Source organism: Sporichthya sp. (assembly GCF_013815995.1).
Taxonomy (GTDB): domain Bacteria; phylum Actinomycetota; class Actinomycetes; order Sporichthyales; family Sporichthyaceae; genus Sporichthya.
In genome coordinates this window covers 1-12,889 of the sequence record NZ_JACDFE010000124.1, presented here as the reverse complement: position 1 = coordinate 12,889, position 12,889 = coordinate 1, and the positions used below count along the sequence as shown (strand labels likewise).

Below are 12,889 nucleotides of genomic sequence, written 5' to 3'. Positions count from 1 at the left end.
GGACCTCGTTCTCCTGCTCGAGCAGTCGGATCCGTTTGCGGGCCTCGCGCAACTCGGCGTTCTCCGCCGCGCTCGTTCCGGGCCTGCGCCCGTCCTCGACGTCTGCGGCCTTGAGCCAGTTGTGCAGGCAGGACTCGCTGATCCCGAAGTCCTTCGCGATCTGCCGCAGCTCCTGGCCGGGCTCACGGCTGCGGGCGACGCGAACGACGTCGTCGCGGAACTCTTTGGGGTGGGGTTTCGGCACAGTGCACATCCTTCCAGCGGCACCTCTCGGCACCACAGTTCAGATGTCACCTACTCGTGCAGCAGACCCGACTATCCGGATCAGCGTCGATCGTGGCCAGGTAATCAGGCTTTTGAATACCCGTGCCTATGTAGAGGGCGACCGTATAAAGGAGCAACTCCCGGGGTGCCTTGATGGCCTCCGTGGGCGAGGCATAGCCGGGACCGCAACATGCTTCCTCGCTGGACTTCGCCATGTCGATACCTCCCACTGATAGCTGAAGCCGGTCGTGGTCTTGCTGCGGAGCATGGCTTCAGTGCGAACTTCGATCGAGGTACGAAGTCAGATAGTCCACCGTGCGCCACCCCAGCGCTGAGCCGGTCGGCAGCGGGTTTCGCCCCGCGCCGACCGGCTCGTGGCGGAATCAGGTTGCAGTGAAGGTGATCGGCACGGCCGCTGCGATCGAGTGACCGACCGGGGAGCTGCCCTCGACGCGGCGGTGCAGCGCCTCGATCGCCGCGGGATCGGCGTCGGCCTTGAGGTCGACGACCGTGCGGATCCCAGAGAATCCCGCATGTCCTTCCTTAAGACCCAGGAACGAGTGCATGTCGATGTCACCCTCGACCTTGATGGTCAGTTCCTGGATCTCGATGCCGGCGACCGTCGCGTTGGCTGCGTAGCCGACCGCGAGGCAGTTGCCGAGCGCGACGAGCAGTTGCTCGACGGGGTTGGGCGCAGCGTCGCCGCCGCCCATGCCCTTCGGCTCGTCGGAGGGCATGGGCGCGAAGTCGCGCACCGTCGCCTCGGACTTGAACGCCCCGGTCCACCGGACCTGCGCCGCCCAGGTGGTTGCCGCCTTCTCCGGCTGCTCGCTGACAGCCTGGACGAGGGCGCCGACGGCGGCCAAGTCGACCTGATTGAGGTGGGATCCTACGGTCGCGGTCATGTGCGGATCTCCTTCGGGTCGGTAAGAGCTGAACATTCCAAGACGCGTTGCAGTGTCACCAGAGCAGGATTTCGATCGCGTCGCGCCGCTCGCGATCCTCCTGCATTGCCTCAGCGACTTGTCATGCGCGCCCCTTCAGCATCAGGTTCCAATACAGGAACGGCAGCCCGTAGCGCTTGAGGTACCACATGTCGCGTCGTTCGCGGGTGGTGTCGATGATCGGGATGCTGGGCGTGGGTTGCATGGTGTAGTCGAACTCTGCCAGCAACATCTTGTTCCGCGCCGTGGTCAGCGGACAGGAGGCGTAACCCTCGTATCGCTTGGTGGGCGGTTTGCCTGTGAGTGAGCCGAGCAGGTTGGCCACCACGACCGGGGCCTGCTTGCGGATCGCCGCTCCGGTCTTGGAGTTCGGTGAGGAGCCCGCGTCACCGAGGGCGAACACATCGGCGAAGCGGGTGTGCTGCATCGTGTGCTTGTCGATCTCGACGTACCCGGCCGGGTTCGCCGGGTCGGCCAGCGGCCCGGTCTTGATCCAGTCCGGGGCCGACTGGGGCGGGACAACATGCATGATGTCGTAGTCGACGCTGTCCTTGGTGTTCTCGGCGTTGTTCTGGATCACTGCCCGTCGAGAGTCGGGGTCGATCTCGACGACCTCGCTGCTGGTGTGCACCTCGATGCCGTACCGGGTTGCCACCTGTTCGAGCTCATCGCTGAACACTTTCACCCCGAACATGGCCGGCGTAGGAAGGACCAAGACGACCCGGATCCGGTCGAGCACACCCTGCTGTTGCCAGTAATGAGCAGCGAGGTAGGCGATCTTCTGCGGGGCGCCGGCGCACTTGATCGGACCGGACGGCATGGTGAACACCGCGGTTCCGGATCGCAGGCCGCGAATCATGGTCCACGTCTTGGGCGCGAGCTCGAAGGTGTAGTTACTCGACACCGCTGGGGTGTCGAGCGCTTCGGACATGCCCGGAACACGGCCCCAGTCCAGCTGAATCCCCGGACAGACCACTAGCCGCTCGTAACCGATTGTCTTACCGGAGAGCGTGTTCACGACTCGCGCGTCGGGGTCTATCGCTTCCACCCGATCCTTGATCCACGTGGCGCCCTTCGGCATCACCTTCGACTGCAGCCGAGCGCTCTTGCCTGCCGGTGCGCAGCCGCCGCCGACAAGGGTCCACAGCGGCTGGTAGTAGTGGACATCGGAGGGCTCGACGATCGCGACGTCCTTCTCGCCCGCCCGTCGCAGCCGGGCCGCGACGTCGACCCCGGCACTGCCGCCCCCGACGATGAGCACGCGATGCCCCGTGGACTGTGTGGACATGCCGACCTCCGTTCAGCGGTAGCAGTAGGAGTCCGAGGAGGCGTCGCCGCCCTGGAGTCGGATCTGGTGGACCCGGCGGCCACCGAAGTGCTCTTCGCCGTGGAGGAAGAACTTCTCGTCGAGCTCCATGCCGCCGTCGGGACCGACATTGGCCATCGCCATCCAGCTACCGACTCCGTCCGGATAGAACTGGTCATCGAAGGCCCGGTACAGAGAGTTGGTGAAGTAGACCCGTCGTCCGTCGCGGCTGACTTCGACCATCTGCGGTGCCCCGGCCAGAGGCGTACCCGGAAGCGCCGGATGCGCTGTGCGATTCACGATCCCACCGAGCTTCAAAGAACCGACCTCACGCGGGTGGCTGGGATCGCTGACGTCGTACTGCTTCAGCTCACCCGTTCCCCAACAGGACACGTAGAGGAACTGGTCATCGACCGAGAGGTCGATGTCGGTGATCAATGGTGGTACTGCACCGAACCCCTTGAGCAGCGGAGGAAGTAGCTCGGGGTCGGCCGGCTGGGCGGGGATGCTGATCACCTTTTCGGCCTTCCACTCCTCACCCTCCCGGTACCAACGGAAGATCGACCCGGACAGATCCTCCGTGGACACGACCACTCCGACGAATCCCCAGGTGGCGTCCGGGTCGTGCGCCGGGCGCACCTCCAGGGCCATCTGGTTGTGTGCGCCGAGGTCCACCCGCTGAAGGTGCTTTCCGGCCGCCAGATCCCAGAAATGGATCGCGTGACCGTACTCGTTCGCCAACAACTTCTCGGGGATCACACCGTTCTCGATCATGCTCGGCGTGCCCCACTCGCTGCTGATCAGCACGTTGGAATTCAGGTGCCACCAGGCGTCGTAGTGCATGTGCTGCGGGCCCCGGTCCTTCTCCCAGGCACCGATGACATCGAAGGTGTCGTGGTCCAACAGAGCGATCCCACCGGGACCCTCGCCATCCCCGTCGCTGCCCAGGCACGTGAGGAAAATGCCATCCGGCCCGCAATGCAAGGTGTGCGGCCGGGAGTAGCCGGCCTTGTCCGCCAGCTCACTGGCGGGGATGGTCTTGTGCAGGACGGGATTGCGCGGATCAGGCTTCGTGTCCAGCACGTAGATGTTCGACGATCGCAACCCCGGCACCACCAGGAACCGGCGTTCCAGGCCAGACATGTCGTGGCCTTCGTGCTTCCACGCGCTGCTGCAGGCGTTCCAGCCGTAGTGGTGCAACTCGTCGCCGGGGACGCCCACCACCAGAGAGCCGACCACTTTGCCGTAATCGGTCGAAGCGGCGTTGACATCGACGACCAGCATCGCGTCCTGCGTCGAGCCGGTCGGATCGAACGCCGCCACGTAGGCCAATTCCTCAGCCGGTGCCGCAGCGGCATCGGCGGCGGTCCGATAGAAGGTCGGATCTGTCGTTGTGCTCATTGGCTGGTCCTTCGTTGGCGATCCGTGAAGTGGCCTGCGCGAACAGTCGAATCAGGCGGGCCGCGACCGAGTTCCCTGCGGTGCGCGGGCCGCCGATGAGGGACGGTGCGCGAGTCGCCTCGCGAGCATGAGGCACTCCGATCAGTGAGCTCGGACCGATGCCGCTAGCGGCATCCAGCCGCAGCTGGAACTCGTATTTGTCCGGACATTACGCCCCGGTCCGGTCGCGCGCAATCCGTGCGGCCGGTGCAATCAGCACGTTGGAGCAACCCGCTGCCCGAGTCGGATGCTGTTGCCGGTGGTCTGCTAAAGCTTCAGCGATCGGCTCGACGAGATGGCCGACGCCGCGGCGGCGTCCGCGCTGGCTGGTGTGTATCCGTTGTGTACCGGAGCCGATGTGCGCACGCCCCGCGCCCTGTGAAACAACGAAACCCCCTGCTGACCAGGGGGTTTCTCGCTGTAGCCCCGACGGGATTCGAACCCGCGCTACCGCCTTGAGAGGGCGCACCGACCACTCGTTCATCTCCTCGATCACCTTGTCCGTGATCCGCGAGATCGTCTCCTTCGACACCGACGCCCCGTAGATCTCGGCGAAGTGCGCGCTGATCTCCCCGGTGGTCAACCCCTTGGCGTAGAGGGAAAGCACGATCGCATCGACCCCACCGAGGCGGCGTTGACGCTTCCGCACGATCTGCGGATCGAAGGTCCCCGCCCGATCACGGGGGACCTCGATCTGCACCGCACCGGTCGCCTCGGTCAACACCGTCTTAGCCCGGGTCCCGTTGCGGATGTTGCCCGACTCACCACCACCGGGATCGTGTTTGGCATAACCGAGGTGTTCGGTCATCTCCTCGTTCAGCGCGGTCTCGAGCACCGCCTTGGTCAGCGCCGTGAGCAACCCGCCCGGGCCTGTCAACGACAGGCCGGCCTCCTTCGCCACCCGGACCAGCTCGATCGCGGCGGCCTGTTCAGCCGAGTGCTCGGCCGGTTCCTTCTTCTTCGTCACATCGTTCAGTGTCGCGGTCATCACGGCACCTTCCCCGCCGAGCATCGCTCAGCGTGTCAGGCCGGAAACACCGTTAAATCCACAGTCCCCGCGGTCACCGCGGGCACCGTACGGATGAGCTTGTAAGCAAGAGTTCGGCTGGACGCACCGCCGATCCGCTCGACGCGCGGCCGGATGGGAACGCGGGGGGTGTTGTGTCGGCTCGTGGCGTGCTCGCCGAACGAGCGCGCTTGAACACCCTGGGCATCCGAGCCCCTCGGTCTGGCGTCTCGGGTTCGCACCGGGGCAGACACGTCCTCAAGATCACGTCCTGGGCCGTCTGTGGGCCGTGACAGGACGGTGGCAGTCGGTGTCCGGCGGTCAGGGTCGGTCAGTCTCGGACGCCGCGTTGTCGCAGGTCAGCGGCGGTTTCCCCTACCATTGGCGCAGGTCATCGGTCTGCGCGGGCTCCCCCATGCCACGTTCCGCTTCAACGTCTGAGCAGGCCGGTTGCCGAGGCTCAGGCTGCAATTCGTTACTGGTGAGGCGATCTGGGCGCTGCAGGCGCACCACCAGTAACGAACTGCAGCTTCAACCTCGATCCCACGGAACAGGAGAGCTCGTGACCCAGCTTCTGAAGGTGCAGAACCTCATGCTCTCGCGCGATGGCTACGCCGCGGGGGAGGGGCAGAGCCTGGAGCGGCCCTTCGGGCACGCGGATCCTGGGGCGATGGCCTCCTGGGCGGGGGCGACGGCGAGCTGGCCGAACCGGACCGACCCCGGCGGGAGCCGCGGCCTGGACGACTACTTCACCCGGGACTTCACCCACAACATCGGCGCCGAGATCATGGGCCGCAACAAGTTCGGGCCGCAGCGGGGGCCGTGGGAGAACCTGGACTGGCAGGGCTGGTGGGGCGATGAGCCCCCGTTCCACACGCCGGTCTTCGTGCTGACCCATCACCATCGCCCGGACCTCACCCTCGGCGAGACGACCTTCTACTTCGTCGAAGGGAAGCCCGCGGAGGTGCTGGAGCAGGCGAAGGTGGCGGCGCAGGGCCGCGACGTCCGCCTCGGCGGCGGCGCCACGTCGATCTGTGAATTCCTCGACGCCGACCTGGTCGACACCCTGCACGTCGCGGTGGTCCCGCTGGAGCTCGGCCGCGGCGTCCGGCTCTGGGAGTCGCCGGACGAACTGCTGGACCGCTACCACCTCGAGGTCGTGCCCAGCCCGAGCGGCGTCACCCACCACATCTTCTGGCGCCGCTGAGTCAGTGTCGCTGAGTCAGCCGGAGGCTCCGGCCTTGAGCTGCTCCACCAGGATGTCGCCGTGGCCCGCGTGCCGGGCGAGCTCGGCGATCATGTGGCCGTAGATGTACCGCAGGTTCACCGAGCGCTCGTACCAGGGGAACTGCTCGTCGAGGTCGTGCGCCGCCGCAATCTCTCGGGAGCGCTCGCACGCGGTCAGGAAGCCGGCGCGAATCGTTTCGACGGTGTCCAGCGGATCCAGCACCCAGCTCTCGGTGACGTCGTCCGGCAGGCCGAGCTCAGCGCGCGACGCCCCGGCCACCCGGTGCTGGAACCAGACCGCCTCGGCGAACGTGGCGTGCTTGACGAGCCCCAGCACCGTGGTCAGCGACGGCACGAGGCGCGTGCGGGCGGCGGCATCGTCGATGTCGGAGAGCAGGCCGACGATCTCCTGCCGCTGCGCGTCGAGCCTTGCTTCGAGCGCTGCTCGCTCACTGTCCGGCAGGGTGTCCACGCGGACAGGCTAGCCAGGGCTAAGCGGGATCCGCGGCGGCGGTCAGGGCGCGCAGCACCTCGACCTGCCGGACGAGGAAGGCGCCTTCGTCGAGCTTCTTGCGCCGGAGCCACGCGGTGACCTCGGTGTTGCATTTGCTGGCGTTGCACGAACGGCAGGCCGGGACGACGTTGGCCAGGGTGTAGCGGCCGCCCACCGAGATCGGCAGGGTGCAGTCCTTCTGGAGCTGCGCATCGGAGACGTCGCAGTAGGCGCAGCCGCCCCACGCGGCTTTGAGCGCATCCCACTGGGCGTCGGTGAGGTCGTGCTCGACCCGGGCCATCCGCCGCTTGCGACGGCGCGCGTAAACTGCGGTCTTGCTGCGGGAGGCCACGGTTCGAGGGTAGGGCGGCCGGGTTCGCCGGCGCCTGTCGCCGCGCCACGGCTTACTAGGCTGCGCCCGTGAGCGAGAGCGACGTGGTGGTCATCCACACCGACGGTGGCTGCACCCCGAATCCGGGGCCCGGTGGGTGGGGTGCGGTGCTGCGGTACGGCAAGCACGTCCGGGAGCTCTGCGGCGGGGAGCCCGAGGCGACGACGAACAACCGCATGGAGCTGATGGCTCCGATCGTCGCGCTCGAGACGTTGAAGCGGCCGGTGGTCGTGCACCTCTACACCGACAGCACCTACGTCCGGGGCGGCATCACCAAGTGGATCCTCGGCTGGGAGTGCAACGGCTGGCTGACCTCGGCGAAGCAGCCGGTGAAGAACGTCGACCTGTGGCAGCGCCTGCAGGTCGCCTGTGCCCGGCATCAGGTCGAATGGCACTGGGTGAAGGGGCACAGCGGTGTCGCTGACAACGAGCTCGCCGACCAGCTCGCCACGCGCGGGATGGTGCTGGCGATGGAGACGGGCGCCGCGTCGGTGAGCGGCTGCGCGCCCTGATGTTGAACCGGGCGGCGATGGTGGCCACGTGACCGAGACCGACAGCAGCGGAGCCGCGGCGCGCCGGCAGATCGCCGTCGTCGGACCGGGCGAGGCGAACGAGCGCGAGGTGCAACTCGCGTGCGGGGTCGGCCGGTTGCTGGCGCTCGGTGGCGCCGTCGTCGTGACCGGCGGCCTCGGCGGCGTCATGCAGGGCGCCTGCGAAGGGGCCGCATTGGCCGACGGCACCTCGATCGGGCTGCTGCCGGGCACCGACCGCCTCGCGGCCAACCCGCACGTGAGTATCGCGGTGGCCACCGGACTCGGCCAGGGCCGCAACCTGCTCGTGGTGCAGACCGCCGACGCGGTCGTCGCGATCGGACGCAGCCCCGGCACCCTGAGCGAGATCGCCCTCGCGGGCCGTCTCGGCAAGCCGGTGGTGCTGCTGGCGAGCTACGCCGAGGACCTGGTGCCGGGCGCCCTGACCGCCGGGTCGCCGAAGGAGGCCGCGGACCTCGCGTTCCGCCTGCTCGGCTCCGCCATTGCGTCCGCCTGAGTTCGGGCCGATGAATTCAGGTGCGGTGCTCAGTCCTAGTCGTGAGTATGTGGGCACCGCGAACGAAGAACCGGCACGGCAGGACCTGCCGCCGATCGACCTTGAGGAGCCAACGTGCAGACCCTTGACGCCGGCAGCGGCGCCCCGCCTGCACAGGCCGGCCGCAAGGAATGGATCGGCCTGGCCGTCCTCTCGCTGGCCTGCCTGCTGTACGTCATGGACCTCACGGTCCTGCACCTGGCCGTCCCGGAGATCTCCGAGGACCTGAATCCCACCAGCACCCAGTTGCTGTGGATCATCGACGTCTACGGCTTCATGGTCGCCGGCTCGCTGATCGTGATGGGCACGCTCGGGGACCGGATCGGCCGGCGCAAGCTGCTGATGATCGGCGCGTTCCTGTTCGGGCTGACCTCGATCCTGGCCGCGTTCTCGACCAGCGCCGAGATGCTGATCGTCAGCCGCGCGCTGCTCGGCCTGACCGGCGCCACCATCGCGCCCTCAACGCTGTCGCTGATCTTCCACATGTTCCCCGACCCCAAGCAGCGCGGCATCGCGATCGCCTGGTGGATCGCCGCGTTCTCGGCGGGCAGCGTGGTCGGCCCGGTGGTGGGCGGGGCGATGCTCGAGTTCTTCTGGTGGGGCTCGGTGTTCCTGCTCGCGCTGCCGGTGATGGGCGCGCTGCTGCTCTTCGGTCCCAAGCTGCTGCCCGAGTACAAGGACGAGAACGCCGGCAAGCTCGACCTGATCAGCGCCGCGATGTCGGTGGTTGCCGTACTCGGTGTCGTCTACGGCATCAAGGACATCGCCGTGGACGGGATCACGGACACCGCGACCGCCTCGATCACCGTCGGCCTGCTGGTCGGCGTCGCGTGGGTGTACCGCCAGCAGCGGCTGACCCATCCGATGATCGACGTCTCGCTGTTCAAAGTGCGCTCGTTCAACGGTGCCCTGATGGTGAACTTCTTCGCGATCTTCGTGATGATCGGCTACTTCATCTTCGTCTTCCAGTTCCTGCAGCTCGTGCTCGGGTTGTCGCCGTTGGAGGCCGGGCTCTGGGGTCTGCCCGGCGCCGCCGGGTTCGTGCTCACCTCGCAGATGACCCCGCGCCTGGCCCACAAGGTCGCGCCGCCCAAGCTGGTCGGGGGCGGGCTCTCGGTCGCCGCAGCAGGGCTCTTCGTCCTGATCGGGGTGAGCGCCGACGGTGGGGACACCAGCCTGACGATCGCGGTGATCGGGTCCGTGATCATCTCCCTCGGGATGGGGCCGGTCTTCGGTCTCACCACCGAGTTGATCGTCGGCTCGGCCCCGCCGGAGAAGGCCGGTGCGGCCTCCGGCATCTCGGAGACCGCCGCCGAGCTCGGCGGTGCGCTCGGGATCGCGATCTTCGGCAGCATCGGCGTCAGCCTCTACCGGGACGGGCTCGACGACCTGCCTGCCGGGGTCACCCCGCAGGCGGCCGCGGACGCCCGCGACACCCTCGGCGGCGCGGTGACGGCGGCCGAGGACCTACCGGCCGACGTCGGGAACGCGTTGCTCGACCTGGCGAACCACGCCTTCGTCGACGGCATGCGCCTGAGTACCGCCATCGCGGCGGTGCTCGCGACGGTGGTCGCGATCTTCGCTTTCCAGGGGCTCAGGCCGGCCGCTGCGGCCGTCACGGCGCACCACAGCGAGGAACCGGACGGAGGCCCGGACCACAACGACGCTCCCGAGACGATGGTTGCCGACGGTGATGTGTCCGAAGCGAGAGTCAACGTTTAAGAGCGCCATACACAGGTGTGATTTTGTGGGCGCCATGAAGATCCTTACGACGTTGGGCTCTGCTGCTGTTGCGGGCGCGCTGGTGGCCGGTGTGGTCGTCGTGCCTGCGGCGGAAGCAGCTCCCAGCGCTGCGTCGGCCCGCCACTCCGCCGTTCGTACGTGCACCTTCGACGGCCCGAAGGACACCACGCTGCGGATCAAGCTCCGGATGCCGAAGCGTTCGAAGAGCGACAACGACCTGCGCGGGGTGCGGGTCCGGGCCACCGACGACGGTGGCCGGGGCGCGTTCAAGAACCGACGCGTGCAGGTCGGCCGGATCGTGATCAGCATTGAGAACGAGAAGCGGAGTTCGGGCGGCGGCTCGATCGGCTCGGCCTCGGCCGTGCGCCGTCACGGCTCGCCGGCCACCTGGCGCCTCAACCCGCGCACGAACGGGGCCGAGGTCGAGCGGGTGGTCGCCGAGGTGACCTTCAAGCTCCGCGGCGGTCCGCGCGTGGTCGCCACCTGCGCCGCCCGCCCGTAGTGCGCCGAGGCGGCTGAACCTCCCTCCGGGGGAGGCGGCCACGTACTTTCGGTGGATGATTCGTTCCGCTCCGACCGCGCGGTCAGTTAGCGTGGCGGCACGCCCGCCAGCGAGTTCCGTATGCACCGAGTGCACGGGAGGTGGGTGTGGGCGTGGCTGCGACGGCCGTGATTCGCCAGGCGGTGCGCCAGCGCCTCGGGATGCTGCACGAACTCACCGGCCTGCCCGCTGTGTTCGGCGGCGCCGTCGAGGTCGACTCCGACGGGCACCGCGTGGTGGTGATCAGCCAGGTCTACGGCTTGCGCACCCCCGCCTTGGAGGGCCTGGTCGTGCACCCCGGCACCGGGTTGGGCGGGAAGGTCTTCTCCGGTGGCCGGGCGGTGGTGGTCGATGACTACGCCGGCTCCCGGATGATCACCCACGAGTACGACCGGGCCGTCCAGCACGAGGGCCTGGTCTCTGCGCTGGCCGCCCCGGTGCGTTTCGGCGACGAGGTGGTCGCCGTGCTCTACGCGGCCTCGCGCACCCAGCCGGTCGGCGAGACCGCGATCCGGGCCGCCGAGACCGTGGCCCGGTGCGTGGAGCGCGACCTGGAGCACATGTTGCCCTCCGCCCAGAAGGCGGACGCGGTCCCGCGGGGCGTGGTCGCCGAACTGCGCGCGGTCGCCGAAGCGCTCGGGCTCAACCCACTGCGCCCACGGCTGGAGCGGGCCCTGAACGCCCTCACCCGCAACGGCGACGGACCCCAGACTCCGGAAGGGCCGAGCCCGCTGACCACCCGTCAGGCGCAGATCCTGCGCCTGGTCGAGGACGGCCTGACCAACCGCGAGATCGCCGAGCGCACCGGCCTGGCCGACGCCACCGTCAAGACCTACGTGCACGACGCCATGCGGCGCCTGGACGCGCACACCCGCACCCGCGCCGTCTACGTCGCCCGCAGCCGCGGCCTGTTGTAGCCGAGCAGGTCGCTCAGACCAGCGTCTTGCCGAAGCAGGTCGAACCGGGGTCGTTGCGGTAGACGCCGAACTTCTCGACGACGCTGTAGCCGCTGGTCTCGTAGAGGCGGATCGCTTCGGGCTGGCGGTGCCCGGTCTCCAGACGCAGCCGGGTGATGCCGAGGCCCCGCGCGCTGTCCTCCAGGGCGGCGAGCAGGATCCGGGACAGGCCGCGGCCACGGAAGCCGGAGGCGACATACATCCGCTTGAGCTCGGCCAGGCCGGGCTCGACGATCCGCCAGCCGCCGCAGGCGATCGGTTCGCCGGAGAGTCGCCCGACCAGGAACAGCCCACGCGGCGGGGCGAAGTCGGTGGGTTCCACGAGGGTGGCGTCCCGGCCGCCGTAGCGGACCACGTAGACCCGCTGCACGGCCTCGATCAGGGCTGCCGAGACCGGGTCGTCGTAGGGGGTAGGCGTCAGCACGAGCGTGGTCTGCTCCGCCATCGTCATGAAGCGATTCTCCCAAGGCCCACCGACGAATTCGGCCCGCAGCGCGTCAACGGCGAGCCAAAGGGATCAGGTGATTCGCCATACCAGTCCGAGGTGTCTCATTCGTGCCACGGACCCGGGCGGACTGGCCTGGAGAGCTAGACGGCGCCCAGTGATTCCGCGGCGGCGTCGACCCGCCCGGCAAGCTCCAGATCGAGGCCGGTCACCCCACCTTCGGAGTGGGTGGAGATCGTGAAGTGCACCGTGCGCCAGCGGATGTCGATGTCCGGGTGGTGATTCATCTCCTCGGCCGCCACGGCGACCGCGTCCACCAGACGGATCGCGGTCGGGAAGTCCGGAGCGGAGTAGGAGCGGCGGATCTCGCTGGTGTCCCCGGTCCAGCCGTTCAACTTGCCCAGACCGGCTTCGACGTCGTCGGCGTTCAGGAGTGCGACCATGATCCGACCGTGCGCCGAATGCGCCCGGGTTGTCAATTCGGGTTCAGTGCGGGTTCAGTGCGGGTTCAGCGCGGGGTGATGGCGGGAGGGCGCGTGCCGGACGGACCACGAGTCGTGGTCGGGGCTGCGATCGTCCGCGACGGGTACCTGCTGGCCGCGCGGCGCAACGCCCCCGCGGCGCTGGCCGGCGGCTGGGAGCTGCCCGGTGGCAAGGTCGAGCCCGGCGAATCCGAGACCGAGGCGCTGATCCGGGAGTGTCAGGAGGAGCTCGGGGTAGTCGTGGTCCCGGGCGAACGCGTCCCCGGGGAGTGGCCTCTCCGGGACGACCTCGTCCTGCGTGTGTACCTGGCCGAACTCGTCGAGGGCGAGCCGGCGCCGCTGGAGGACCACGACGAACTGCGCTGGCTTGCCGGCGCGGACCTGTTCGAGGTCGCCTGGCTGCCTGCGGACGTCCCCGCGGTTACCGCCTTTCGGAGGTTTTCCGGCCTGGGATGAGCAGGTAGAAAGGGACGAGATGGACATCCGCGGCCGGCTCGGGACGCTGGGGCTGGCTGCGCTGACCGGCCTCGGCATCCTCGCGCTGCCCGCCGCCCCCGCTCAGGCC

At 68.4% G+C, this 12,889-nt stretch carries 15 protein-coding genes and 2 pseudogenes; 7 read left to right on the top strand and 10 right to left on the bottom strand.

The annotated features are described in order from the left end of the window. The 6 genes and pseudogenes from H0X00_RS14415 to H0X00_RS14395 form a co-directional block, all read right to left on the bottom strand. Positions 1-244: transposase (locus H0X00_RS14415; RefSeq protein WP_293772240.1), on the bottom strand; the 244-nt coding region annotated here is incomplete at its 3' end. Positions 245-314: 70 nt separating this feature from the next. Next, positions 315-479, bottom strand: a pseudogene (locus H0X00_RS23890) (selenium-binding protein SBP56-related protein); the annotation flags it as partial. Between the two features lie 168 nt (positions 480-647). Beyond that, positions 648-1,169, bottom strand: a complete 522-nt coding sequence (locus tag H0X00_RS14410) for an OsmC family protein (RefSeq protein ID WP_293772238.1) — start codon at positions 1,167-1,169, stop codon at positions 648-650. Positions 1,170-1,290: 121 nt separating this feature from the next. Continuing rightward, positions 1,291-2,496, bottom strand: a complete 1,206-nt coding sequence (locus H0X00_RS14405; protein WP_293772236.1) for an FAD/NAD(P)-binding oxidoreductase — start codon at positions 2,494-2,496, stop codon at positions 1,291-1,293. 12 nt (positions 2,497-2,508) lie between these two features. Next, a complete protein-coding gene (locus H0X00_RS14400; protein ID WP_293772234.1) occupies positions 2,509-3,915 on the bottom strand; it encodes a selenium-binding protein SBP56-related protein in 1,407 nt (468 codons plus the stop codon). A gap of 496 nt (positions 3,916-4,411) precedes the next feature. After that, a pseudogene (locus H0X00_RS14395) lies at positions 4,412-4,942 on the bottom strand (transposase); the annotation flags it as partial. Positions 4,943-5,522: 580 nt separating this feature from the next. Between H0X00_RS14395 and H0X00_RS14390 the strand changes: the two are divergent. Beyond that, positions 5,523-6,167 (top strand): dihydrofolate reductase family protein, encoded by a 645-nt coding sequence (locus tag H0X00_RS14390; RefSeq protein ID WP_293772232.1) that lies wholly within the window; start codon positions 5,523-5,525, stop codon positions 6,165-6,167. Between the two features lie 15 nt (positions 6,168-6,182). Here the strand turns inward: H0X00_RS14390 and H0X00_RS14385 are convergent, their stop codons facing one another. Further along, entirely contained in the window at positions 6,183-6,659 is a 477-nt protein-coding gene (locus H0X00_RS14385; protein WP_293772229.1) for a DinB family protein, read from the bottom strand. Between the two features lie 19 nt (positions 6,660-6,678). Beyond that, positions 6,679-7,032, bottom strand: a complete 354-nt coding sequence (locus H0X00_RS14380; protein ID WP_293772227.1) for an HNH endonuclease — start codon at positions 7,030-7,032, stop codon at positions 6,679-6,681. Between the two features lie 68 nt (positions 7,033-7,100). On the opposite strand from H0X00_RS14380, the gene rnhA reads away from it, so the two are divergent. From rnhA to H0X00_RS14355, 5 genes are all read left to right on the top strand, one after another. After that, positions 7,101-7,583 (top strand): ribonuclease HI, encoded by a 483-nt coding sequence (gene rnhA, locus H0X00_RS14375; protein WP_293772224.1) that lies wholly within the window; start codon positions 7,101-7,103, stop codon positions 7,581-7,583. Positions 7,584-7,611: 28 nt separating this feature from the next. Next, positions 7,612-8,118, top strand: a complete 507-nt coding sequence (locus H0X00_RS14370) for a TIGR00725 family protein (RefSeq protein ID WP_293772221.1) — start codon at positions 7,612-7,614, stop codon at positions 8,116-8,118. Between the two features lie 114 nt (positions 8,119-8,232). Then, positions 8,233-9,879, top strand: coding sequence for an MFS transporter (locus H0X00_RS14365; protein WP_293772218.1), 1,647 nt, complete (start codon positions 8,233-8,235; stop codon positions 9,877-9,879). Positions 9,880-9,913: 34 nt separating this feature from the next. After that, positions 9,914-10,402 (top strand): hypothetical protein, encoded by a 489-nt coding sequence (locus tag H0X00_RS14360; protein ID WP_293772215.1) that lies wholly within the window; start codon positions 9,914-9,916, stop codon positions 10,400-10,402. 152 nt (positions 10,403-10,554) lie between these two features. Further along, the gene (locus H0X00_RS14355; RefSeq protein ID WP_293772213.1) at positions 10,555-11,358 is read left to right on the top strand and encodes a LuxR C-terminal-related transcriptional regulator; all 804 of its coding nucleotides are present in this window, start codon (positions 10,555-10,557) and stop codon (positions 11,356-11,358) included. Positions 11,359-11,371: 13 nt separating this feature from the next. Here the strand turns inward: H0X00_RS14355 and H0X00_RS14350 are convergent, their stop codons facing one another. Next, positions 11,372-11,848, bottom strand: coding sequence for a GNAT family N-acetyltransferase (locus H0X00_RS14350; RefSeq protein WP_293772210.1), 477 nt, complete (start codon positions 11,846-11,848; stop codon positions 11,372-11,374). A gap of 137 nt (positions 11,849-11,985) precedes the next feature. After that, positions 11,986-12,285: a 4a-hydroxytetrahydrobiopterin dehydratase gene (locus H0X00_RS14345; RefSeq protein ID WP_293772207.1), complete on the bottom strand. Its 300-nt coding sequence runs from the start codon at positions 12,283-12,285 to the stop codon at positions 11,986-11,988. 93 nt (positions 12,286-12,378) lie between these two features. Here H0X00_RS14345 and H0X00_RS14340 point away from each other — a divergent pair, with 93 nt between their 5' ends. After that, complete coding sequence (locus tag H0X00_RS14340) at positions 12,379-12,780, top strand: (deoxy)nucleoside triphosphate pyrophosphohydrolase (RefSeq protein ID WP_293772205.1); 402 nt, start codon at positions 12,379-12,381, stop codon at positions 12,778-12,780. The last annotated feature ends 109 nt before the right edge of the window (positions 12,781-12,889 follow it).